This is a genomic window from Kineococcus mangrovi, from assembly GCF_041320705.1.
Classification (GTDB): Bacteria; Actinomycetota; Actinomycetes; order Actinomycetales; family Kineococcaceae; genus Kineococcus; species Kineococcus mangrovi.
On the sequence record NZ_JBGGTQ010000002.1, the window covers coordinates 83386 to 105876 of the forward strand.

General features: G+C 75.6%; 22 protein-coding genes and 2 tRNA genes. 15 read left to right on the forward strand and 9 right to left on the reverse strand.

Going from position 1 to position 22491, the window contains the following annotated elements; all coding sequences use genetic code 11:
- Positions 1-18: 18 nt before the first annotated feature.
- The 4 genes from AB2L28_RS03440 to AB2L28_RS03455 form a co-directional block, all read right to left on the reverse strand.
- Positions 19-1821, reverse strand: coding sequence for a glycoside hydrolase family 15 protein (locus AB2L28_RS03440; protein WP_370717338.1), 1803 nt, complete (start codon positions 1819-1821; stop codon positions 19-21).
- Positions 1818-2159 (reverse strand): hypothetical protein, encoded by a 342-nt coding sequence (locus AB2L28_RS03445; protein ID WP_370717339.1) that lies wholly within the window; start codon positions 2157-2159, stop codon positions 1818-1820. The genes AB2L28_RS03440 and AB2L28_RS03445 overlap by 4 nt, the downstream gene beginning before the upstream one ends.
- A complete protein-coding gene (locus AB2L28_RS03450; RefSeq protein WP_370717839.1) occupies positions 2156-3166 on the reverse strand; it encodes an SDR family oxidoreductase in 1011 nt (336 codons plus the stop codon). The genes AB2L28_RS03445 and AB2L28_RS03450 overlap by 4 nt, the downstream gene beginning before the upstream one ends.
- A 97-nt stretch (positions 3167-3263) precedes the next feature.
- Positions 3264-3473, reverse strand: coding sequence for a hypothetical protein (locus AB2L28_RS03455; protein ID WP_370717340.1), 210 nt, complete (start codon positions 3471-3473; stop codon positions 3264-3266).
- A 135-nt stretch (positions 3474-3608) separates the two neighbouring features.
- Between AB2L28_RS03455 and AB2L28_RS03460 the strand changes: the two genes are divergently transcribed.
- From AB2L28_RS03460 to AB2L28_RS03485, 6 genes are all read left to right on the forward strand, one after another.
- Positions 3609-4826 carry a sensor histidine kinase gene (locus AB2L28_RS03460; RefSeq protein WP_370717341.1) on the forward strand — a complete coding sequence of 406 codons (1218 nt, stop codon included), beginning with the start codon at positions 3609-3611 and terminating at the stop codon, positions 4824-4826.
- Positions 4814-5461 carry a response regulator gene (locus AB2L28_RS03465; RefSeq protein WP_370717342.1) on the forward strand — a complete coding sequence of 216 codons (648 nt, stop codon included), beginning with the start codon at positions 4814-4816 and terminating at the stop codon, positions 5459-5461. The genes AB2L28_RS03460 and AB2L28_RS03465 overlap by 13 nt, the downstream gene beginning before the upstream one ends.
- Positions 5462-5499: 38 nt before the next feature.
- Complete coding sequence (locus AB2L28_RS03470) at positions 5500-7797, forward strand: hypothetical protein (protein WP_370717343.1); 2298 nt, start codon at positions 5500-5502, stop codon at positions 7795-7797.
- 172 nt (positions 7798-7969) lie between these two features.
- On the forward strand, positions 7970-9280 hold the full coding sequence (locus AB2L28_RS03475; protein WP_370717344.1) for a methyl-accepting chemotaxis protein: 1311 nt from the start codon (positions 7970-7972) through the stop codon (positions 9278-9280).
- Between the two features lie 105 nt (positions 9281-9385).
- Positions 9386-9691, forward strand: a complete 306-nt coding sequence (locus AB2L28_RS03480) for a hypothetical protein (protein WP_370717345.1) — start codon at positions 9386-9388, stop codon at positions 9689-9691.
- Positions 9688-11397: a sodium:solute symporter family protein gene (locus AB2L28_RS03485; protein WP_370717346.1), complete on the forward strand. Its 1710-nt coding sequence runs from the start codon at positions 9688-9690 to the stop codon at positions 11395-11397. The genes AB2L28_RS03480 and AB2L28_RS03485 overlap by 4 nt, the downstream gene beginning before the upstream one ends.
- A gap of 76 nt (positions 11398-11473) precedes the next feature.
- On the opposite strand, the gene AB2L28_RS03490 is transcribed toward AB2L28_RS03485, so the two are convergent.
- Positions 11474-13714, reverse strand: a complete 2241-nt coding sequence (locus tag AB2L28_RS03490; protein WP_370717347.1) for a peptidase M6 — start codon at positions 13712-13714, stop codon at positions 11474-11476.
- Positions 13715-13853: 139 nt separating this feature from the next.
- Between AB2L28_RS03490 and AB2L28_RS03495 the strand changes: the two genes are divergently transcribed.
- The gene (locus AB2L28_RS03495) at positions 13854-14357 is read left to right on the forward strand and encodes a low molecular weight protein-tyrosine-phosphatase (protein ID WP_370717840.1); all 504 of its coding nucleotides are present in this window, start codon (positions 13854-13856) and stop codon (positions 14355-14357) included.
- Positions 14358-14557: 200 nt separating this feature from the next.
- Here AB2L28_RS03495 and AB2L28_RS03500 read toward each other — a convergent pair whose 3' ends face one another.
- Positions 14558-15091 carry a methylated-DNA--[protein]-cysteine S-methyltransferase gene (locus AB2L28_RS03500; protein WP_370717841.1) on the reverse strand — a complete coding sequence of 178 codons (534 nt, stop codon included), beginning with the start codon at positions 15089-15091 and terminating at the stop codon, positions 14558-14560.
- 21 nt (positions 15092-15112) lie between these two features.
- Here AB2L28_RS03500 and AB2L28_RS03505 point away from each other — a divergent pair, with 21 nt between their 5' ends.
- Together AB2L28_RS03505 and AB2L28_RS03510 are read left to right on the forward strand one after the other, a co-directional pair.
- The gene (locus AB2L28_RS03505; RefSeq protein ID WP_370717348.1) at positions 15113-15586 is read left to right on the forward strand and encodes a pyridoxamine 5'-phosphate oxidase family protein; all 474 of its coding nucleotides are present in this window, start codon (positions 15113-15115) and stop codon (positions 15584-15586) included.
- Between the two features lie 133 nt (positions 15587-15719).
- Positions 15720-16628, forward strand: a complete 909-nt coding sequence (locus AB2L28_RS03510) for a hypothetical protein (protein ID WP_370717349.1) — start codon at positions 15720-15722, stop codon at positions 16626-16628.
- Here the strand turns inward: AB2L28_RS03510 and AB2L28_RS03515 are convergent.
- Positions 16612-18084, reverse strand: a complete 1473-nt coding sequence (locus tag AB2L28_RS03515; protein WP_370717350.1) for a malate:quinone oxidoreductase — start codon at positions 18082-18084, stop codon at positions 16612-16614. The two genes, AB2L28_RS03510 and AB2L28_RS03515, sit on opposite strands and share 17 nt — an antisense overlap.
- 167 nt (positions 18085-18251) lie before the next feature.
- The gene (locus AB2L28_RS03520; RefSeq protein ID WP_370717351.1) at positions 18252-19391 is read right to left on the reverse strand and encodes a PrsW family intramembrane metalloprotease; all 1140 of its coding nucleotides are present in this window, start codon (positions 19389-19391) and stop codon (positions 18252-18254) included.
- Between the two features lie 91 nt (positions 19392-19482).
- Here AB2L28_RS03520 and orn point away from each other — a divergent pair, with 91 nt between their 5' ends.
- Together orn and AB2L28_RS03530 are read left to right on the forward strand one after the other, a co-directional pair.
- The gene (gene orn / locus AB2L28_RS03525; protein ID WP_370717352.1) at positions 19483-20124 is read left to right on the forward strand and encodes an oligoribonuclease; all 642 of its coding nucleotides are present in this window, start codon (positions 19483-19485) and stop codon (positions 20122-20124) included.
- A 100-nt stretch (positions 20125-20224) separates the two neighbouring features.
- Positions 20225-20300: transfer RNA gene (locus AB2L28_RS03530), tRNA-His, on the forward strand.
- Between the two features lie 56 nt (positions 20301-20356).
- Here the strand turns inward: AB2L28_RS03530 and AB2L28_RS03535 are convergent.
- The gene (locus tag AB2L28_RS03535; protein WP_370717353.1) at positions 20357-20977 is read right to left on the reverse strand and encodes a hypothetical protein; all 621 of its coding nucleotides are present in this window, start codon (positions 20975-20977) and stop codon (positions 20357-20359) included.
- Positions 20978-21118: 141 nt separating this feature from the next.
- On the opposite strand from AB2L28_RS03535, the gene AB2L28_RS03540 reads away from it, so the two are divergent.
- The 4 genes from AB2L28_RS03540 (at position 21119) to AB2L28_RS03555 (ending at position 22478) form a co-directional block, all read left to right on the forward strand.
- Positions 21119-21289 (forward strand): hypothetical protein, encoded by a 171-nt coding sequence (locus AB2L28_RS03540; protein WP_370717354.1) that lies wholly within the window; start codon positions 21119-21121, stop codon positions 21287-21289.
- A gap of 127 nt (positions 21290-21416) precedes the next feature.
- The gene (locus AB2L28_RS03545) at positions 21417-21593 is read left to right on the forward strand and encodes a hypothetical protein (protein ID WP_370717355.1); all 177 of its coding nucleotides are present in this window, start codon (positions 21417-21419) and stop codon (positions 21591-21593) included.
- 107 nt (positions 21594-21700) lie between these two features.
- Positions 21701-21773: transfer RNA gene (locus AB2L28_RS03550), tRNA-Lys, on the forward strand.
- A 129-nt stretch (positions 21774-21902) separates the two neighbouring features.
- Positions 21903-22478, forward strand: a complete 576-nt coding sequence (locus AB2L28_RS03555) for a hypothetical protein (RefSeq protein ID WP_370717356.1) — start codon at positions 21903-21905, stop codon at positions 22476-22478.
- The last annotated feature ends 13 nt before the right edge of the window (positions 22479-22491 follow it).

Below are 22491 nucleotides of genomic sequence, written 5' to 3' on the forward strand. Positions count from 1 at the left end.
CACCACCGGGGCGACCGCTCACCCCAGCGGTCGCCCCGCCAGCAGGTCCGGCACCCGCACGCACGCCTCCAGGGCCAGCGCGTGCACGAAACCCTGCGGCAGGTTCCCGCGCAGCTGGTGCTGCTCGGGGTCGAACTCCTCGCTGAACAGCTGGGGTGGACCGGCGGCGGCCAGGGCCTTCTCCAACCGCGAGACCGCGCTGACCGGCTGGCCGAGCTGGGCCTCCGTCATCGCCGTCCAGTACGAGCACAGCAGGAAGGCCCCCTCGGCCTCGGGCAACGGCCGCGCGTCGTGGCGGAACCGGAACACGTAGCCGTCCACGCTCAGCTCGGACTGCACGGCGGCCAGCGTGTCCAGGCTGCGCGGGTCGTCCAGGGGCACCGCCCCGCGCAGGCCCCCCAGCAGCAGGGCCGCGTCGACGCGCTCGTCGTCGGCCGCCCGCTGCCACCGGCCGCTGGGGTGCAGGCCCGTGCGGGTCGCCTCGGCCAGCACCTGCTCGGCCAGCTGCAGGACCGACGCGTCGTGGTGGCGGGCCGGGGACGCGGCCCGGCCGGCGGCGGACCAAGCCCGCAACCCCGCGACGACGGCGAGCTTGCTGTGGGTCCACTGCCGGTCCCCGAGCTCCCAGATCCCGGCATCCGGTTCCTGCCAGCGCTGCGTGATCGCCTCGACGGCGACCCGGGCGGCCCGCTCGCCCTCCTCGTCGAGCCGGCCCCGGCGCGCCGCCGCAGCGAACACCTGCAGCGCCTCCCCGAAGGAGTCCAGCTGGAACTGGGTGCGCACCTGGTTCCCGGTGCCCGCGTCGGCGCCCGGGTAACCGGGCAGGTCCACGCGCCCCGGGCCGGGGACGGGGTCACCGTCGGCGGTGTAGGCCGGGGCGAGCCGCGGGCCGTCGTGCAGCAGCCGGGCCGTCAGGAACCGGGTCGCGCTGTCGCCCAGCCGGTCGTCGCCCGCGGTGTAGGCCGCGACACCGGCGTAGCACTGGTCGCGGACCCAGGCGTACCGGTAGTCGTAGTCCTCGTGCCCGTCGAAGCGCTCGGGCAGCGAGGTCGTGGCCGCGGCCACCATCGCGCCCGCCGCGCTCGTCAGGCCGTGCAGGACGGCGAGGCTGTGCCGGGCCTGCGGCGGGGACCAGGCGCCGTCCAGGGCCGGGACGCGCCCGGCCCACTCGGCCTCGGTCTCCTGCCAGCGCACGCTCGCCGGGACCGGTCGCGACCAGCTGCGCGGGTCCCCCGGGCCGATCTCCAGCACCAGGTCGCGCTGCTCCCCCTCGGCCAGCTCGAAGGCCGTCGTGAGCCCGTCGCGACGGCCGCTGCGGGTGGCCTCCGGCGCCCCCGTCCAGCGCACCCCGAGGTCACCGGTGCGCGCGGTCCACGTGCCGTCGTCGTCGCGGTGCTCGGCGCGCACACCCTCGCGGTCGAACCCCGCGCGGGGGTCGAGGTCGGCGACCACGCGGGCCCGCCCGCGCAGGACGCCGATCCGCCGCAGCAGCACGACCCGGTCGGGGTCGGCCGGCAGCGCGAGGGCGTCGCGGCACTGCACGACGGCGCCGTCGTCGGTCACCCACCGGTTGCGCCACACCAGGGTCCCCGGTTCGTAGCTCCCGCCCCAGACGCTGCGCGCGAGGGGGGCCAGGCGGTAGCGGCTGCGCCCGCCGAGCAGGGCGGAGAGGACCGCCGGGTCCTCGAACCGCGGTGCGCACAGCCACGCCACGTCGCCGTGGGGCCCCACGAGCGCTCCCCGCTCGCCGTCGGCCAGGAGGGCGTACTCGCGCAGGGTGGGGACCAGCGGGCCGGGCCGGGCGTGCTCGGCGCCGCTCACCGCCGGCCCCCCGACGACAGGGCGGAGGCCGCCCCCCAGCCGAGGGCGAGGACCGCGTCCACGAGCGCGACGCGGCGCCGGGCGGGGTCCACCCGCGCCAGGGCGAGCATCGAGGCGGCGTGCGCGGCGTCACCGACGGCCCCCAGCACCAGGACGGTGCGCCCCGGGCTCGCCCCCGTGAGCGCCGCCTGGGCGAGGTGACGCACCCCGAGGACGCGCGCCACGGTGACCGCGCGGTCGTCGTCGGCACCCGGGCCCCCGGCGCGCCGCAGCAGGACGTGCGGGACGGTCAGCAGCGCGGTGCCCCAGACGGCGCGGGCCGGGGCGAGGGGGTTCACCGCCGGGCCCCGCGCGCCAGGAGGCCGACGGCGAGCGCGGCGGCCCCCGCGGCGACCCCGGTCAGCACCCGCCGGTTCCGCAGGGCGAAGATCTGCGGGCTCGTCCCCCAGGACCGGTCGTCGAACTCCCCGTGGGCCCCGTGGTCGCCGGGGACGGGTTCCCACAGGTTCTCCCCCACCATCGTCGAGGCGTCCTGCCCCGTCTGCTGGCCGGAGACCCCCGTCCTGGCCAGGTAGCGGTCCAGCAGGGGCGCGATGGTCCGGTTCCCCAGGATGGTGCCGACGGTGGACTCCCCGACCCAGGTGTTGCGGCGCGGGTGGTCCACCACCGAGCCGACGACGGCGGCGCAGGCCTCGGGCTGGTAGATCGGGGCCACGGGTTGGGGGTGCTTCGGCAACGTCGTGCGCACCCAGCCGAACTGCGTGGTGTTCATCCCCGGCATGTGGACCATCGAGACGTGCACGGAACTGCCCCGGTGCAGGAGTTCGGTGATGACGCTCTCGGTGAAACCCACCATCGCGTGCTTGGAACCGCAGTAGGCCGCCTGCAGCGGGATCCCCCGGAACGCCAGCGCGGAACCGATCTGCACGACCTGCCCGCGGTCGCGCGGCACCATGCGCCGCAGGGCCGCCCGCGTCCCGTTGACGAAACCCAGGTACGTCACGCGCGTGGCGCGTTCGAAGTCCTCGGGGGCCGTGTCGAGGAAGGGGGCGAACACGCTCGTCATCGCGTCGTTGACCCACACCTCGACCGGGCCGAGCACGTCCTCGACGCGGTCGGCGGCGGCCTCGACCTGCTCGTGCTCGGAGACGTCGCAGACGATCCCCACCGCGCGCCGGCCGGCGGCCGCCACGTCGCGCACCGCCCCCGCCAGCCCGTCGTGCCCGCGGGCCAGGACGGCGACGTCCCAGCCGCTGTCGGCCAGGACCCGCACGACGGCCCGTCCGAGGCCGGCGGAACCGCCCGTCACGACGGCGACCCCCCGCTTCGACGGCGGCGCCTGCAGCGCGGTGAGGTCCTGCTCGGTCACGGGAGCCGGTGGTGTGGGCACCCGGGCAGCGTCCCGCGGTCCCGCGTCCTCCGCAGGTCGAGCCGGGGAACTCTCAGGAACGGGTGCGGCGCGTCCGCCGCCGGCCCCGCACCAGGCCGGCCACGGCGACGGCGACGACGACGCCTCCGGCGACACCGGCGGCCAGGGGCAGGAACCCCAGGGAGCCGGCCACGTTCACGGTCAGCCCGACCAGCAGGAGGACCCACGCCCCCGCCCGGAACGTGCTGCGGTGCTGCGGATCGGGGTTGCGTCGGTCGGCCACGGGTTCCTCCTGCGAGTTCTGGGGGCACCACCGTCGCCCGCCGGGGCGGGCCCGCGACACCCCGCAGCCTGCCGTCCGGAGGTGGTGCTGGCTGTACCGACGCCCGGCCGGCGGGGTCGGTACGGTCGTCGCGGGATGAGCGGACCAGGGGCGCGCGGACTGCGCGGGAGGGTGGCCGGGGCCCGGTCGGGTTTCCTCGACCTCGGGCGCGGGCTCGGCACGGCGCTGAGCGCGGCGCTGCTGACGGCCTGGCTGCTCCTCGTCCTCGCGCTGCTGCCCGTGGGCCTCGGGGTCCTGCTCGCCCCGTCCGCGCTGCGCTGGGTGCGGCGGCTGGCCGACGCCGAACGCGCCCGCACGGGGTCCCCGACGTGGGGCCCGGGGCCCCGGCGGCTGCGCGCCGCGCTCGCGGACCGGTTGTGGCGCAGGGACCTGCGGTGGCTGCCCGCGCACGCCACCGTCGGACTGCTCCTGTGCCTCCTCGGCGTGCTGCTGCCCGTGTACGCGGTGCGGGACGTGTCGTTCCCGCTGTGGTGGTGGCTGCTCCCGGCCGACGAGGACGCCTCGCCGTGGTGGTGGTCCGTGCGGGCGTGGCCGCAGGCGGTGGCCGTCGCGGGCCTGGGCGTGGTGTGGGCGCTGCTCTGCCTCGGCCTGCCCCTCCTCGCCCGCGTCCAGTCCGGGTTCAGCCGCGCCCTGCTCCGCCCGCCCGCCGACGTCGACCTGTCCCTGCGGGTGGCCGAGCTCACCGCCACCCGCGCGGCGGCCCTGGACGCGCACGCGGCGGAACTGCGGCGCATCGAGCGGTCCCTGCACGACGGTGCGCAGAACCGCCTCGTCGGGGTGAGCGTCCTGCTGGGCGCGGCCCGCCGCGCGCTCGCCCGGGACCCGGCCGCGGCCGATGACCTGCTGGCCCGTGCGCAGTCCGCGTCCGAGGAGGCCCTGGCCGAGCTGCGCGCCGTCGTGCGCGCCATCCTGCCGCCGGTGCTGGAGCGCGGTCTGGCCGCCGCCGTCACCGGGTTGGCCGCCGACTGCCGCGTGCCCTGCCACGTCGAGGTCACGGTCGATCCCCGGTGCCCCGCCTCGGTGGAGGCGACGGCCTACTTCGTCGTCGCCGAGGCCCTGACGAACGTGTCCCGGCACTCGCGGGCGCGGGCCGCGTCGGTGTCGCTGCACCGGCGCGGTGACGTCCTGCACGTGGCGGTGGCCGACGACGGTCGCGGCGGCGCCGAACCGGGGACCGGGTCGGGGCTGGCGGGGGTGCGGCGCCGGGTCGAGGCGCTGGACGGGACGCTGGAGCTGAGCAGCCCGCCGGGCGGGCCGACGAGGGTGGAGGTGCGGTTGCCGTGCGGATCGTGATCGGGGAGGACGACGCGCTGCTGCGCGAGGGCCTGGCGCTGCTGCTGGCCGCGGAGGGGCTGGACGTCGTGGCCACGGCCGCCGACGCGGACGCGCTGCTCGCGGCGGTCGACGAGCACCGGCCCGACGTGGCGATCGTGGACGTCCGGATGCCGCCGACCCACACCGACGAGGGCATCCGCGCCGCCGTGCGGGCGCGCAGCACCCACCCCGACCTCGCCGTGCTCGTGCTGTCGGCCTACGTCGAGCAGGCGTTCGCGACCGACCTGCTGGCGGGGGGCGCCCGGCGCGTCGGGTACCTGCTGAAGGAGCGGGTGGGGCGCGTGGAGGAGTTCCTCGAGGCGCTGCACCGGGTCGCGGGCGGCGGTACCGCGGTGGACCCGGAGGTGGTCGCCCAGCTCCTGACCCGCTCGCGCGCCGACGCGGGGCTGGAACGCCTCTCGGCCCGCGAGCGCGAGGTGCTGGGCCTCATGGCCGAGGGCCTGGGCAACTCCGCGATCGCGGCCCGGCTCGTCGTCAGCGACGGCGCGGTGCACAAGCACATCCGCAGCATCTTCGCCAAGCTCGACCTGGCCCCGACGGACGAGGCGGACCGCCGGGTGAGCGCCGTGCTGCGGTACCTGCGCGCGGCCTGAGACCGGGCGGGACCGGCGGCACCCGGTAGCTTCGCCGGGTGAGCACCGCACCCCTCGACCCCGCCGGCGCCGGCCACCAGGACGTCCTGACGGTCCTGCGCGGAGCGCCGTCCCCGGTGCCGCCGGTGCCCGTCCCGGCCGCCCCCGCGAGCGTGTCCCTGCTGCCGGAGGCGGCGACCTCGCGGCACCAGCTGGTCGCCGACCTGGCCCTCGCCGGGGGCCCGGTGGTCGTGGACCGGACGGAGGACGAGGCGCCGGTGCTGCTCGCCGGGCTGCTCGCCGCGCTCGCGGCCGCGGGCCGGTCGGTGCGGCTGGTCCCGGGCGCGGCCTCGGAGGGGGCCCGCGCGGAGCTGGCCCGGCTGGGCCTGGGCCACCTGCTGGCCGACGTCCCGGAGGACGCGAGCCGCCGCGGGGCGGACCTGCCGCCGGCGGACCCGAACCGCTGGCTGACGCTGCTGCGCGACCTCGACGCCCGGCACCGCGCGTGGTTCTCGGCCGGCGGCGAGGCGGGGGCGAGCCGGTCCGAGCAGGTGGCGGGCCTGGCCGCGCTGCGCGCCGAGCACCTGCACCCGCCGCTGCTGCCGGCCGCCGCGACGTGGTCCGCGGACGAGCGGGCGCGCGTCGTCGACCTCCTGGACCGGGCCCGCACCGCGGGTGAGGACCCGCTGCGGGGGGTGCCCGGGGACCGTCTGGACGCCGTGGCCGCCGACCTGGACGGGCTGCCCGACCGGTTGGAGCGGCTGGCGGGGCTCGTGCAGCGCCTGGCGGCCGAGACGGGGTGGCGGCCGCGGACGCCGGGGGAGCTGGCGAGCGGCCTGCCGCTGCTGGCCCGCGTCGAGGACGCCCTGCGCACCTACGTCCCGGCCGCCCTGAGCACCGATCTCGACCAGGCCGCCGCCGTGCTCGCGCGGCAGCCGCGGTCCCTGCTGTCCGCGGAGGAGCGCGAGCGCCGCCGCGAGCTGAAGCGGCTCGCGGCGCTGCGCCACGACGGGTCGTCGTTCGGCCCCGCCGACGTCGAGACCCTGGGGTCGCTGCAGCGGGACTGGGCCGCGGCGATCGGGGGGGCACCTGCCCCGGCCGCCTCGCGGGCGGAGCTGGCGGAGCTGCTGGAACCGTTGCGCCGCAGCCTGTCCGTCGTCGCCGACGTGGTGCCGGACGTGGCGGTCGACCCGGAGCTGGACCGGTTCGCGGACCTCGCCGACCGGGTGCGGCGGGCCGGTCGCGCCGCCCGCGCGCGGCAGGACCGGGCGGCCGTGGAGGCCGAGGGGCTGGCCGACCTGGCCGCGGCCCTGCCCGCCGGGTCGAGCGCGACCGACGTCGCGCGGCTCGTGGACGGGACGCACTGGCGGGCGGCCCTGGAGGCGTCCGACCCCGGGGGGGCTCCGGTCGCCCGGGTCGCGGAGGAGTTCCGCCGCCTCGACGAGCAGCGCCGGGCGCGCTCGGCGCGGGAGCTGCAGCTGGCCCTGTCCGGGGCTCGCGCCCGGCCGGTCCAGGTCGGTGCCGACGCGCAGGGCCGGGACGTCGACGTGCTCGTCGTCGACGACGCCCACCGCCTCGAGGGCGCGGTCGTCGCCGACCTGGCCGGGACCAGCCGGCAGGTCGTGCTGCTGGGGACGGGCGGCGAGGGGGCGTCGGCGTGGGACCGCGCCGCGCAGGCCGTGACGCCGGTGCCGCTGGCGCTGCCCACCCGGCCGTCGACGGTGGCCGACGCGGTGACGGCCGCCCTGGGCGCCGCCGGGGTCGAGGTCGTCCCCGCACGTCCGGGCCGGCCCGCGGAACTGGAGCTGCACGTCGGTGGTGCCCGGTCGCTGCTCGGCCTGGAGGACGCGCTCGCCGCGTGGCGCGTCCAGGACCGCGAGGTCGTCCGCCCGGCACGGGCCCGGGCGAGCGGGTCGAGCTACCGCCTGGTGCGGACGGCGGAGTGGTCGGCCGATCCGCGCGCCGTGGCCCGTTCGCTCGTCGAGGAGGCCCGCGCCCTGACCCCCGTCGTCGAGGAGACCGCGGTGGCACCGGTGCTCGCCGCGCCCGTGCCGGTCGAGTCGTTCCCCAGGGGCCTGGGCGCGGCCGAGGACGCCCAGCGGGCCGTCACGGGGTTCGTCACCGCCCTGGCCGGCGGGAACCCGAACATCGACCAGACCCCGCCCGCCACGATCGACGCGGCCGTGGCCCTGGCCTACGCCGACCTCGGCGTGGCCGCGGCCGACACCGTCGTCCTCGACGCGGCGATGGACCTGCTGGCCTACCGCCGCCGCGGCACCAAGGTGCTGCGCGCGTTCAAGGAGTCGGTGCAGCGCACCAAGAAGAAGATGCGCGGAGCCGGCGTCCGCGTGCCCTGACCCGCCGTGCGCACCCGCACGCGGGGCGCGGCACGCCGGCGGACCGGCCGGTCCCCGGGGGAACCGGGCACGGAGCCGGCCCGGGACGTTCAACCCCGGCCCCCCACCAGCCGATGCCCCTGAGGACGACCGGCACCCGCCGGCCGCACGGCACCGACCGCGGGAGGGTGGCATGACGTCGCCGGACACCCCGTCCACGGCCTCGACGGCACCGGCCGCGCTGCGCCCGTTCCTCGCCCTGGCGGGCAGCCACGGGCCCGTCGGCCGCGCGGTCGCGGCCCTCGCCCCGGCCGCCGCGCTCACCGGCGCCCACGTGCTCACCGACGGCGGCTGGTCGACCGCGCTCGCGGCGGCCGCCGGGCTGGCGGTGCTGCCCGGCACGTGCGCCCTGGCCTGGGCCGCGGTGCGCGCCGAGCGGGCCGAGCAGTCCCTGCGCGCGGCGCACGCGGCGCTGTCCGCGGCGGCCGCGCACGCCGAGCAGACCGCGACCGAGCACCTGGCCGAGCAGGTCCGCGGCGCGTTCGTCCAGCTGCAGTTCACCGAGCGCCAGTCCCGGGTCCGCGCCCAGGAGGTCGTCGACGACTCCAGCGCGACCATCGTCGAGCGCCTGGCCGAGGTCGAGGGCCAGGTGGCGAGCGTGCAGTCCTCCACCGACGTCATCGACGAGAGGGCGCTGGCGGCGGCGAACGCCACCCGCGAGATCCTCGCCCGGGCCGCGCAGGCCGACCGGGACGTGGCCGCCCTGGAGGACTCCCTGCGCTCGGTCGGGTCGATGGCCACCGTGATCGCCCAGGTCGCCGGTCAGACCAAGCTGCTGGCCCTCAACGCCACGATCGAGGCGGCCCGGGCCGGCGCGGCCGGGGACGGGTTCCGGGTCGTCGCCGGTGAGGTCAAGGACCTGGCGGCGACGACGGCCGGTTCCACCGGGGAGATCACCGAGACCGTCGCGGCGGTCCAGGCCGACGCGCACGCGGTCCTGCGCAGCCTGCGGGCCGTGCAGGAGCGGATCGCGAGCATCGACGAGGCCGCCGAGGGTCTGCGCTCGGTCGCCGACAGCCAGCGCGGCGCGCTCGTGGCGCTGCAGGGGTCCGTGGCCGCCGCCGTCGAGGGCGCCCGCGCCATGGGCGACCTCGCCGCCACCCTGGAACGGCGCCGGGTCGACCGCTTCCCGTGCCGGCAGGACGTGCTCCTGCGCGTGGAGGGCCACGAGAGCCCCGCCACCGTCCTGGACCTCGGGCTGGGTGGTGCCCGCGTCGCGACCCGGGCACCGCAGCGCATCGGCGTCGGCACGCGCGTCGTCGTCCCCTGGCCCCAGGACGGACGGACGCTCGAGCTCGCCGGGGCGGTCGCGCGGGCGACGGGATCGGTGGGCGCCTGGGAGCTCGGCGTCGTCTTCGACACCACGAGCTCGGCCGCACCCGCCGCCCTCGTCGCGGTCGTGGAGCGCCTGCGGTCCACCTGCCCGGTGCCCCCCGCCCGCTGACCGGGGGACCACCCGTCCGGGTGCCCGTGCAGCCCCGGGTCCACCAAGGTGGTTGCCCCATGCAAGAGTGCTCGGGCACAACTTTCGCCCGTCACTGGAGATCCCGTGTCAGCACGACACCCCCGCACCCCGACGTCCGACCGCACGGCCGACGTCCTCTTCGACATCCGCACCGTCATCGGAGGCCTGTTCGCCGTCTACGGCGCCGTCTGCCTCGTCTGGGGCCTGGTCTCGTTCACCGAGGCCGACCGCGCCAAGACCGGCGGGATCAACCTCAACCTCTGGACCGGCGCCGGGATGCTGGTGCTCGCCGCGGTGTTCGTCGGCTGGACGCTCCTGCGCCCCCTGCACCCGGCCGAGCCCACCGAACCCGCCGAACCCGCCCGGGGTCCGGACGGTGGTGACGCGTGAGCGCCGCCCTGCCCGCCGCGGTGAGCACCGCCGTCACCTCGGCCACCGGGACCCTGCGCATCGACGCCCACCTCGTCGACTACCTGCTCGTCGCGTTCTACTTCCTCATCGTCCTGGGCATCGGCCTCATCGCCCGGCGCAGCGTCTCCTCCAGCCTGGACTTCCTGCTCTCGGGCCGCAGCCTGCCCGCGTGGGTCACGGGCCTGGCGTTCGTCTCGGCGAACCTGGGCGCGACGGAGCTCCTGGGCCAGGCCGCCAACGGGGCGCAGTTCGGTGAGCAGGCGTTCCACTACTACTGGATCGGCGCGATCCCGGCGATGGTGTTCCTCGCGCTGGTGATGATGCCGTTCTACTACGGCTCCAAGGTCCGGTCGGTGCCGGAGTTCCTCGGCCGCCGGTTCGACGCCAAGACCCAGCGCCTGCAGGGCCTGCTGTTCGCGCTCGCCTCGATCCTGCTGGCGGGCGTGAACCTCTACGCCATGGCCATCGTCGTCAACGCGCTGCTGGGGTGGCCGACGTGGCTGGCGATCGTCGTCGCCGGCGTCATCGTCCTGGCGTACACGTTCCTCGGGGGCCTGTCGGCCGCCATCTACAACGAGGTGCTGCAGTTCTTCGTCATCGTCGTGACGATGGTGCCGATCACGCTGGTCGGCCTGCACCGCGTCGGCGGCTGGAACGGCCTGGTGGACGAGCTCACGGCCAACGGTGACGCGAACATGCTGCAGGCGTTCCCCGGTCAGGAGCTCACGGGCATCGGGTCGGCCATCGGGTCGACGTTCGGTGTGGTGCTGGGCCTGGGGTTCGTCACGAGCTTCGGCTACTGGACGACGAACTTCACCGAGGTGCAGCGCGCGTTCTCGGCCCGCAACGCCTCGGCCGCGCAGCGCACCCCGCTCATCGCCGCGATCCCCAAGGTCCTCATCGCCCTCGTCATCATCGTCCCGGGCATGATCGCCGCGGTGCTCATCCCGGGCATCGAGGCCCTCAAGCGCGGGTTGCCGAGCGAGGCCACCTACAACGACGCGGTGCCGCTGCTGCTGCGCGACCTGCTGCCCAGCGGGTTCCTCGGCGTCGCCCTCGCCGGCCTGCTCGCCGCGTTCATGGCGGGGATGGCGGCGAACGTCAGCTCGTTCAACACGGTCTTCACCTACGACCTGTGGCAGGACTGGCTGCGCCCGGGACGCGACGACGCGCACTACCTCAGGGTGGGCAGGCTCGTCACCGTCGTCGGGACCGCGCTGGCGATCGGGACCGCGTTCATCGCCGCCGGGTTCACGAACATCATGGACTACATCCAGACCCTGTTCTCCTTCTTCAACGTCCCGCTGTTCGCCGTGTTCGCGTTCGGGTTGTTCTGGAAGAAGCTCACCGGTTCCGGCGGGTTCTGGGGACTGCTCTCGGGCACGGTGAGCGCCGTGTTCGTCTTCGTCCTCAACCAGGTCGGGGTGCTCTCGCTGTCCGGCCAGGGGTCCAGCTTCCTCGGCGGCGGGGTCGCGACGGTCGTGGCCGTCGTCGTCGGCTGGCTGATCTCGCGGGGCGGCACCCCGCGCCCGGAGGCCGACCTGCGGGGGCTGGTCTGGTCCCTCACCCCGGCCGACGTGCGGGCCGTGCCCCGCGAGGCCGGCTGGTACCGCAACCCCACGGTGCTGTCCGTCGTCGTCCTGACGCTGGCCGTCGCCGGGTACGTGCTGTTCGCGGTGGTCTGACCCGGCCCACCCCGCCGGCCGCACGCACGAGGGCCCCGGAACCGCACCGGTCCCGGGGCCCTCGTCCTGCCGGGCCTCAGGCGCCCGAGCCACCACCGGGTTGCAGCACCCCGTTGGCGAACAGCTGGTACGGCGCGTAGGACGGCGCCGTCTCCGTCGGGTCGTCCGCGGTCACCAGGACGGCGGCGACGTCGGGCCGGAACCCGAGGGTGAACGTGACGGGCGCGACGGTCTTCCAGCCCCACGGGGTCGCCACGGTCGGCAGCTTGACGACCGAGACCCGCTCGCCGTCGTACCCGACGAGCTGCACGGTCCAACCGGCCACCGGGACCGGGTGAGCCTGGGTCAGCGACCGCCACGTCGACAGGTCACCGGCGTCGGTGACCGGGTTTCCGCCGACGCTCACCGACGTGACCGTGACGCCTGGCCCGGAGACGCCGCCGTCGGTGACGTAGCGCAGGGCGACGTCGACGGTCCGGCCCGCGAACCGGGAGGCGTCGAAGGTCTTCTCCCCCTCGAACGTGCCGGACAGACCGCCGGTGCCCTCGTCCGCCCCCTCGGTGGGCAGGTTCACCCACGTGCCCGTCGCGGCGTCGTAGACCTGGACGTAGAAGTAGTCGTAACCCTCCTCGGTGTCCAGGTCCAGGCCCAGCGTGATGGTCGGGTCGGCGGCCGGGACGTCGAACGTCCGCACGACCGCCCGGTCGAGGTCGTCCCCGCTGCCGGAGACGAGGTCCCCGTCCTGCGCGGTCCACTCGACGGGCGTGACGGGGTAGTTCTTCGCGCCCGTGAAGTCGACGAACCCGTCCTGCAGCCAGCCGTCGAGGTTGCGCAGCCGGACGTAGTCGGCGCCGTTGACCGGGGCCCCGGGCGAGTCGTACGCCTGCGGCGTGTCCCAGTTGACCTTCGCCGACAGCGAGTTCGTCGTGAGCCGCCCGGCGTCGCCGCGCTTGACCTTCGCCCCGTCGTCGATCGCGGCGTCGACCGCGTTCATCGCGAGGAAGTCGTGGACGACGTCGGTCGCCCGCACCCGGTGACCGGTCCGGTCCAGGACCTCCTGCAACCCCACGAGCCCGTTGTCGGGTTCGCCGTGCAGCAGCTTCATGAACTCCTCGCCGCCGAAGTGGTCGTAGAGGTAGAACATGAACGCGTAGGTCGCGCCGTAGTCGGCGAGGGTCTCGGGGGCGCCCTGGTCGCCCCACTGCGTGAGGGACTGCTCGGGACCGCCGAAGCTCTCCTGCGGGTTCCAGCCGTAGAAGGTCGCGAGGTGGTTGTCCGCGGCCGGGTCGTCGAGCGGGATGGTCGGGTCGACGTAGCCGACGAGGGTCTGCGCCCAGTCGGACAGGCCCTCGTTGACCCAGTTCACCTCGTCGGGGTCGGCGTAGTACTCCAGCAGGTGCTGGTACTCGTGGGCGAACGTGCCCTCGTAGGTGCGCGGGCTCGGCTCACCCAGACCGGGCCGGCCCAGGTAGTCGGCGCAGGCCAGGTAGTCGGGGTCGGCCGAGTCGTCCGGCGGGTTCGTCCCGGTGCGGTGCAGCCAGTCGAACCCGTCGATGGTCATGACGTTGCGGTCGAGCAGCTCGTTGAACGTCGAGAAGAAGAACCCGGCGATGTAGGTGCGGCCGTTGACGTTCGTCGGGTCGTAGTAGTTCTGGTCGCGCACGTTGTCGATGAGCGCGACGGTGCGGTCGCCCTCGCCGACCCAGTAGTCCTGCGGGTAGCCGGCGTCGGGGAACAGCTGGTCCGCGACCCCCTGCGTGCCGTCGCGGTCCGGCGCGACGGAGAAGGCCTCGGACTCCTTCGGCAGCACGTTCTCGTCGAACTCGTCGGCGAAGCCCTGCGCCTGCTCGTCGGTGATGCGGGTGAGCGCCCCGCCGTCGAGGGTGTTGCGGCAGTCCCCGTCGGGGAAGCTCAGGTCGTCGGCGACCCAGACCTCGAGGTGGTCGCCGAGGCCGCGCAGCGTGTACCCGCGGACGTCGATGCCGCCGGCGACCTCCTCGCCGTCCGGGGTGAGGCCGCCGTCGACGAGGGACAGCCAGTCCTTCCGGTCCCCCACCTGCAGGTCCCGGCCGGAGGCGGCGGACAGCGTGCTGCGGCTCCGGGCGTCCTGCGCGGCTCCGAGCTTCGCGGCGGCCGCGGCCGTGAACGGCAGTGCCGCACCGCCCTTGTAGTCGCCGTCGAGGAGGCGGACGTCCGTCGGGACGTGCTGCCGGGTGGGGGCGGGCGCGGCCGAGGCCGCGGTGGCCGGGACCGCGAGCGCGGTCGCCGAGAGCGCGGCCAGGGCGAGCAGCCCTGAGCGCCGTGGGTTCATCCCCATGCGTGAGCCTCCGTGGTGGTTTCGTTGCTGAGCGTGAGCTTCTACCACTCACAGCTCACCCACAAGGGTCACCGGGCACCGGGTTCGACAGACTGTGGCCGTGAGCACCGATCCCGGCGGCCTCGAACCGCTGCGCGTCATGACCGTCTGCACGGGCAACATCTGCCGCTCCCCGATGGCCGAGGTCGTCCTGCGCGACCGCTTCCGCGCGGCGGGGCTGGCCGGCCGCGTCGTCGTGGACTCCTCGGGGATCTCCGCGGAGGAGGACGGCAACCCCGTCGACCGGCGGGCCGCGAGCGTGCTGGCCGAGCACGGTTACGAGGTGCCGCGCCACCGCGCGCACCAGGTGACGCGCGAGGAGATCGCGCACCGGGACCTGCTGCTGGCCATGACGGCCCGGCACGCGCGGTGGCTGCGGACGCAGGCCCCGGACGAGGAGTCAGCGGGCCGGGTGCGGGTGTACCGCTCGTTCGACCCGGCCGCCCCGGGGGCGGACGCCGTGACCCCGGGATCGGCTCGGGAGTCGGACCTGGACATCGACGACCCCTGGTACGGGGGACGGGAGGACTTCGAGCGCACGCTGGCGCAGGTGGAGGCCGCGGCGGACGCGATCGTCGACCACGTCCGCCGCCTGCTCGGGTAGGGCGACCGCCCCGGAGGGGCTTCGCGCGCAGGACGTCGCCGTGCACCCGGACGTACCCGGCGCGTTCGTGGGGGCCGACCGCGCCCGAGGGGTTCTCGCTGTCGACGTCGAGGCTGACGACTCCCGTCCCCACCTCGTGCGCGCGGCGGGTCGGTCCGGGCGGCACCTGCCCACCCCGGCAGAGGCTCGGCCGGGGAGGCTCAGAAGAGCCGCTCGTCGGCGGACTGCTCCAGGTCGAGGAGGAACCGCTTGCGCCACAACCCACCCGCGTAGCCGACGAGATCGCCGTCACGCCCGACGACGCGGTGGCAGGGGACGACGATCGACAGCGGGTTCCGCCCGTTGGCCAGGCCCACGGCCTGGGCGTGGCCGATCCCGCCGAGGGTCCGGGCGATCGCGCCGTAGGTGGTGGTCGTCCCGTGCGGGACGCGGATCAGGGCGTCCCAGACGCGGCGGCTGAACGCGTCCCCCGGCGGGTCCAGCGGGAGGTCGAAGACCGTGCGGGTCCCGGCGAAGTACTCCCCGAGCTGCCCGCGCACGTCCTCGAACGCGGCGTCGTCCCGCTCGGCGTCGGCGCCGACGAGGGCGCCGCCACGGTGGTCGGCGAACCAGACGCCGGTCAGACCGGCCCCCGTCCGCGCGACCGTGAGGTCGCCCAGCGGCGAGGTCAGCACACCCCAGCGCACGACCGCCCCTCCCCCGGCCCGGGACGCCCCGGGTACGGTGCCCAGGATCGCACCCACCAGGAGGTCCTCGTGCCGCGACCGCCGCTGCCGCCCCACGTCGCCGAGCTGTTCTCCCGCCCGAACCCGGCCGTCATGGCGACGGTCCACCCCGACGGTCACCCGGTGACCGTCGCCACCTGGTACCTCTACGAGGAGGGCCGGGTGCTGCTCAACCTGGACGGCCGGCGCGCCCGCCTGCGCCACCTCGAGGTGAACCCCGTGGTCTCGCTGACGGCGCTGGCCGAGGGCGACTGGTACACCCACGTCAGCGTGCAGGGCCGGGTCGTGCAGACCCGCCCCGACGAGGACCTGGTCGACATCGACCGCCTCGCGACGCACTACACGGGGCAGCCGTACCGGACGCGGGAGTTCCCCCGGGTCAGCGTCCTCGTCGAGGTGGACCACTGGCACGGCTGGGGGGCCGCGGCCGGTCAGCCGGCGGGCGCGAACGCCCCGCGCGGGGACGGGGCCTCGGGCGCCGCCCGGACGCACGACCGCCCGTGACACCCACGGCGCGGCAGGCAGACCAACCTCCCGTCACGTCACAGTCACCCCGTGTTGCACGAGGCGTCGCCCGCGGGGCATCGTGTCGCAGTTCGCCCCCGACGGCGGGGGTCCTCGGGGAAGGTCCGGCTCGATGGGTGGCGTCGCGTACGTCGTCATGGCCCACACCGCTCCGGCCGCGGTGGCGGCGCGCGTCCGGCGGGTGCGCCACCTCGCCCCCTCCTCCCACGTGCTCGTCCGCTCCGCGGGGCTGCTGCTGTCGGACCAGGACGCGGCCGACCTCGGGATCGCGCTGCTGCGCAGCGACATCCGCGTCCGGTGGGGTGACTGGTCGCTGACCGCCGCGGCCGTCGAGGCCCTCACCGCCGCCCAGCGCCGGTGGAACCCCGACCACGTGGTCCTCGTCTCCGGCCAGGACCACCCGGTCACCGACCTCGCCGCGTGGGAGGCCGGGCTCGCGGGCGTCGACGCGGTCCTGCGCCGGGACCCCCGGGACGTCCACGCCCCGCGCTGGCACCACCGCTGGCACGTCCTGCCCGCCCAGGAAGGGCTCGGAGGCCTCTGGTCGGGCCTGACACGACTGTCCGACCGGCTGCCCGTGCGTTCCGGCGTGACCCGGGCCGGGGGTCGCACGTGGGTGGCGCGCCGACCCCGCTCGGGGGGCCCACCCCTGCCCTACGTCAAGGGGTCATTCTGGTGCACCCTCTCGCGCGCGGCGGTGACCGCGGTCGCCGAGGCCGCCGCCGACCCCGCCGTCGGCGGCTGGTTCGCCACGACGCTCCTGCCCGACGAGGCCTTCGTGCACTCGGTGCTGGCCGCGCGCCCGGACCTGGCGACCGTGGCGGGGGCGACGTCGTTCACCGTCTTCCCGACCGCCGGGTCGGCCCACCCGCGGGAGCTGGGGGTGGACGACGTCGAGGCGGCCCTGGCCGGCGGGACGCCGTTCGCCCGCAAGGTCGTCGGCGTCGAGAGCGGGTTCACCCGGCGCGTCGACGCCGCCGTCGACGCGCTCGCGGGCCCCGGTCTCAGGCCGCCAGCTTGAGGACGTCGGCCGTGTGCGCCAGCGTCCTCGTCAGCAGCTCGTGGTCGTCGGACAACCTCGTGCCGTAGGAGGGCACCATCGTCCGCAGCCGGTCGCGCCAGGCGTCCTGGTGGGCCGGGAAGCACTGCGCGAGCAGGCGCAGCATGACGTCCACCGCGGTCGACGCACCCGGGGAGGCACCGAGCAGGGCCGCCACCGACCCGTCGGCGGCGTGGACGAGTTCGGTGCCGAACTGCAGGACGCCGCCGCGCGGGCCCTTCTTGATGACCTGCACGCGTTGACCCGCGGTGAGCAGTTCCCAGTCCTCGGCGCGCGCGTCGGGGTAGAACACCCGCAACGCCTCCAGGCGCTGGTCCATCGACTGCACGATCTGCTTTCCGAGGTAGGTCATGAGCGAGACGTTGTCGCGCGCCACCGCCAGCATCGGCAGCAGGTTGCGCGGCCGGACCGACAGCGGCAGGTCGAGGAGCGAGCCCTGCTTGAGGAACTTCGGGGAGAACCCGGCGTAGGGGCCGAACATCAGGGCCTTCTCGCCGTGGGAGTACCGGGTGTCCAGGTGCGGCACCGACATCGGCGGGGCACCGACCTCGGCCTGGCCGTAGACCTTGGCCCCGTGCCGGGCGGTGACCCCGGGGTTCGTGCACCGCAGCCACTGGCCGCTGACGGGGAACCCGCCGAAACCCTCGCCCTCCGGGATCCCGCTGCGCTGCAGCAGGTGCAGGGCACCGCCACCGGAACCGACGAAGACGAACGGGGTGGCGACCGCGAAACCGCCCTCCGAGCTCTCCCCCACGACCGTCCAGCCCGACCCGCGGCGGCGCAGGTCCTTGACGGTGTGACCGGTGAGGAGCTCGACCCCCTCCTTCGCCGCGCCCGTGAACAGCTGCTTGGTCAGGGTGCCGAAGTCGACGTCGGTGCCGTTGCGCGAACGGGTCGCGGCGACGCGCTCGGACGTGTCGCGGCCGGCCTCCAGCAGCGGCGCCCACTCGCCGATGCGGGCGTGGTCGTCGGCCCACTCCATCTCCGCGAACAGGGGGTGCTTCGACAGGGCCTCGAAGCGGGCGTGCAGGAAGTCGACGTCCCCGCCGCGCACGAAGCTCATGTGCGGGACCGCGTTGATGAAGTCGCCGGGCGAGGCGAGCACGCCCTTCTCGACGAGGTGGGACCAGAACTGCCGGCTGGCCTGGAACTGCTCGTTGATCGTGACGGCCTTGGCGATGTCGACGCCACCGTCCGCCGTGGCCGGGGTGTAGTTCAGCTCGCACAGGGCCGAGTGGCCCGTGCCGGCGTTGTTCCACATGTCCGAGCTCTCGGCCCCGACGGTGTCCAGCTTCTCCAGGACCAGGACCGACCAGTCCGGCTCCAGCTCGGCCAGCATCGTCGCGAGGGTGGCGCTCATGACCCCGCCCCCGATGAGAACTGCGTCGTAGCGGTTCGCTGCGGGCACCGGGCTCACCCTCGTTCCTCGTCGACCTGTGGACCACCCGAGGTTACGGCCTGTGCCGGGTGGGGCGCCGCCCGGGCGGTGGGACGGTGTCCCACCTCACACGTGAGGTGCGTCTCAGCGGGCCCCGGCCCGCCGAGGTCCCCGAGGTGCTGCCCGGGTGCTCCCGCACGGCCGCGTCAGGTCGTGGACGGCGGTGCCGCCGCGTCCCCCGCGCCGGGGCCCCGGGGGAGCAGGGCGAGGACCTCGCGCCGCTGCCGGGCGAGCTGCTCCAGCAGCTCCAGCTCCTCCTGCGGGGACGACTCCACCGTCCCCCGCCGCAACCGGTCGCGACGGAACGCCAGCTCGGTGGCGGTCTCCTGGAAGTCCCGGACCGCTCGCGCGGCACCGCGTCCACCGCGGGCGGCGGCCAGCGAGCGGGCCCGGCGCCGTTCGCCGGCCGCGGCGAGCATCGCCACCTCCGACTCCCCCAGCCAGCCGGTGCGGGCGTAAACCTGCAGGTGGCGGGCGATGAGCCGGGCCTCGCGGACGCGGGCGGCGAGGGCGACGGCGACGGCCGCGGCGAAGACGGGCACCTGCAGCAGCAGGAACAGCTCGATGAACGAGGCCACGCCGGAACCGGCCGAGGCGTTCCACAGGGCGTGCAGGACGACGGCGACGGCGAACCCGAGCAGCGGCGCCCCCACCCGGCGCGACGGCGACCGGTGCCGCGCGGCGATCCCCAGCCCCACCCCGACGGCCATCGTGAACAGCGGGTGGGCGAACGGGGAGACGAGGCAGCGCAGCACGAACACGGCGACGAGGGAGGCCGGCTGGTCGTCGCCCAGGGCCCGGCCGAGGTAGAGGACGTTCTCGAGGTAGGCGAAGCCGACACCGACGAAGGCGGCGTAGACGATCCCGTCGACGACCCCGTCGAACTGCCGGCGCTGCTTGAGCAGCAGGAGCAGCACCCCCAGCCCCTTGAGCGCCTCCTCGACGAGGGGCGCGACGAGGACGGACGTGCTCGTGACGTCGCCGACGGCCCGGTCGAGCAGGCGCGAGGCGCCCGTGTTGAGCACCAGCGCCCCCAGGCTCGCCACGCAGGCGCCCCACCCGAAGGCGAAGGCCAGCAGGTGCGGGGGCTCGGCCTCGTGCCGGTCCAGCCACAGGACGGTCGCGAGGACCGGCCCGACGGGCACGGCCGCGAGCGCCAGCCCGGGCAGCAGACCGCGCCAGCCGACCTCCATCGTCACGGCGGCCAGGCTCAGCACCCCGCACACGAGCAGGACGAGGACCGTCACGGGGGCCAGCGCCGAGGCGCGGGCTCGCGGCGCCGGCATGGAGCCGAGCGTAAGGGCTGACCCGCGCCCCGCCCCTCCACCGCTCGTCCACGACCCGCCCGCCCGGGCCCACCCCCACTACGCTGCCCCGGTGAGCAACGACAAGGTCACCGGCAAGGTCAGCGACCGGATCGTCTGGATCGACTGCGAGATGACGGGTCTGAGCCTGACCGACGACGCGCTCGTCGAGGTCGCGGTCCTCGTGACCGACGCCGACCTCAACGTCCTCGGCGACGGCGTCGACGTCGTCGTCAAACCCCCGGCCGAGTCCCTGGAGCACATGGACCCGGTGGTCGTCGACATGCACACGACCTCGGGGCTGCTCACCGAGATCCCGTCGGGGCGCACGCTCGCCGAGGCCGAGCAGACCGTCCTGGACTACGTGCGGCAGTGGGTCCCCGAACCCCGCAAGGCGCCGCTGGCGGGCAGCTCCGTGCACACCGACCGCGCGTTCCTGGCCCGGGACATGCCCCAGCTCACCGACCACCTGCACTACCGGCTCATCGACGTGTCCTCGCTGAAGGAGCTGGCGCGCCGCTGGTTCCCCCGCGTCTACTTCCACACCCCGCGCAAGCACGGCGGGCACCGGGCGCTCGCGGACATCCGCGAGAGCATCCAGGAGCTGAAGTACTACCGGGAGGTGCTCTTCGTGCCCGACCCCGGCCCCGACTCCGAGACGGTCAAGGCGGCGGGGGCGAGGTTCGAGCTCAAGCCCGACGCGCCCGGGGCCTGAGGCTCGGCCGGGCGGGTCACGGCCCCGGCTCCGTGTCCCGGGGCAGGCCCGCGCGCGTGTATCCTCGACCCGTCACGTGCGCTGGTTCGCCCGTGTCGTGGTGGGTGTAGCTCAGCTGGTAGAGCACCTGGTTGTGGTCCAGGAAGTCGCGGGTTCAAGTCCCGTCACTCACCCCACGCCGGACGAGAGGGCGGTCCCGGGGTTCCGGGGCCGCCCTCTCGCACGTCTCGGCTCAGGTGTTCTGGTCCTCGCTGCGCGCGATCCGCAGCCTGCCGATCTCGACGAGCTGCTCACGCAGCCAGGCGAGGTAGGCGTCGCGGTCCGCGCGCAGGCCCAGGGAGATGACGGGCTGCCCCACGACGTCCCACGCGTGGGCGCCGGCGACCGGCAGGACGACGATGCGCAGGTCGAAGGGCCGGATGCGCCAGCCGAGCTCGCGCTCCACCGCGCTGACGAGGTTCGTCTCGAACAGGGCGCTCGGCGCGCGGGCGACGACGCGCCTCTCGACCTCGCGGGCCCGGGCGCACCAGGCGACGGCGTCGTCCATCCCGAGCTCGGCCAGGCCCCGCAGCTCGGTGCGCCCCCGCAGGCCGGGGTAGCGCGGCGGCAGGATCGAGGTGAGGGCGTCCCCGCCCCCGGGGAAGCGCTCGACCCACCAGTCCGCCCACTGCCGGGCCGCGGCCTCCAGCCCGGCGTCGACGTGCAGGCGCCGCACGGGCGGGTCGAGCGGGGGCAGGTCGGGCAGCACGGGCGAGGTCGGCGGAGTCAGGCCGGCGGCGTCGCGCAGGTGCAGGGCCAGCAGCAACGACTGCGGCGCGGTGAGGTGGATCCCCCAGGCTCCCAGGTCGCGCATCGGACCACTGTGCGCGGTGGTGCACCCCGCGTCCACCCTGAACGGCGGGTGGGTGGCGGATCGGCATCACCCCAGGGGGTGATGCCGCGGTCGTGCCCGCGACCGATGCGCGCGGCGACGGCCCGCACCTACGGTCGGGCCATGACCGCTCCGGTGCTGACCCGCTACCCGCTCGACGCCTCGGCCGCCCGGCGCCGGCGACGGCGGATCGCGGTCGTCGTGGCGGTGCGCCGCGAGGCCGTGGAGCGTCTGGGGGTCCCCGCGGCCCTCCCCGGGAACGACCGTCCCGGCGCGGGCGTGCGCAGCCGGTGACGACGAGGTCGCGCCGGTGCTCCGGACGGGTCGTGCGCGGGGGCCGGTCTCAAGGAACCGCCCGCGCGGGACGACGTCCTGTGCATCCCCCGCACGCGAGGGGGTGCTCGAGTCCTCGGGAGGACGCATGACGCAGGAGAAGACGCCGGCCGCCGACAGCGCGGCCGAACCGGTGATGGAGATGCTCTCCGAGCACATCCCGCTGTCCTTGATCATGGACATGGTCTCGCCGGACGGTCCGCACTCCGCGGAACTGCTGGCCGCCGAGGGCCTGCCCGACGAGGAGTGGTGGCACCAGGACTGACCCGGGTCCACCGCGTCCGGTCCCGCGGGGGGCACGTTCCCCCCTCGTTCCCCCCGGGGACCGGATTTCGTCGCACCGGTGCAGGTCTGCTACGGTTCTTCTCGTTCGCGCTACTAGCTCAATTGGCAGAGCAGCTGACTCTTAATCAGCGGGTTCATGGTTCGAGTCCATGGTGGCGCACAGGGAAAGCCTCAGCGGCGCAGTCACTCCGGTGGCTGCGCCGCTTCTGCGTCCAGGGGTGCCGGTGCGCTCCGACGACGTGACGCACCTCGTGCAGCACCCGATCGGCCGTGGAGGGACGAGGGCCCCGTGACCGCTCCCCGCTGGGCGCACCTGACGAGCGAGGTCCTGGCCCCCTGGGTGCTGGCCGCCGTCATGCCGGTCCTCGTGCCGACCCTGACGACGACCCCCGCCTGGCGCGGCGCCCTGTCCGGCCTGGTCGTCACCGTGCTGTGCGCCGTCGTGCCGGTCGCGGTGGTCGCCGCGGGTGTCCGGCGCGGGCGGTACGCCTCGCTGCACGTGCCACGGCGCGAGGACCGCCCGCCCCTGCTGGCGATGGTCGCGGGGCTGAGCGCCCTGGCCGCCGTCCTGCTCGTCCTGCTCGACGGGGCGACGTCGTCCCTCGTCTTCCTCGGGCTGATGACCTCCTGCGCGGTCCTCGGGCTGGCCGTCTCGCGGCGGTGGAAGGTGTCCCTGCACGCGATGGTCGCCGCGGCCTCCGCCGTGGTGCTCGCCGGTCTCGTCCCGGTCGCGGCGCCGGTGCTGCTCTGCGTCCCGCTGGTCGCCGCGGCGCGGGTCCGGCTCGGCGCGCACACCGTCGCGCAGGTCGTGGTGGGTGCCCTCGCCGGGGCCGTCCTCGCGCTCGGCGCGCTCGCGCTGGTCTGACCCCCGCCGCCCC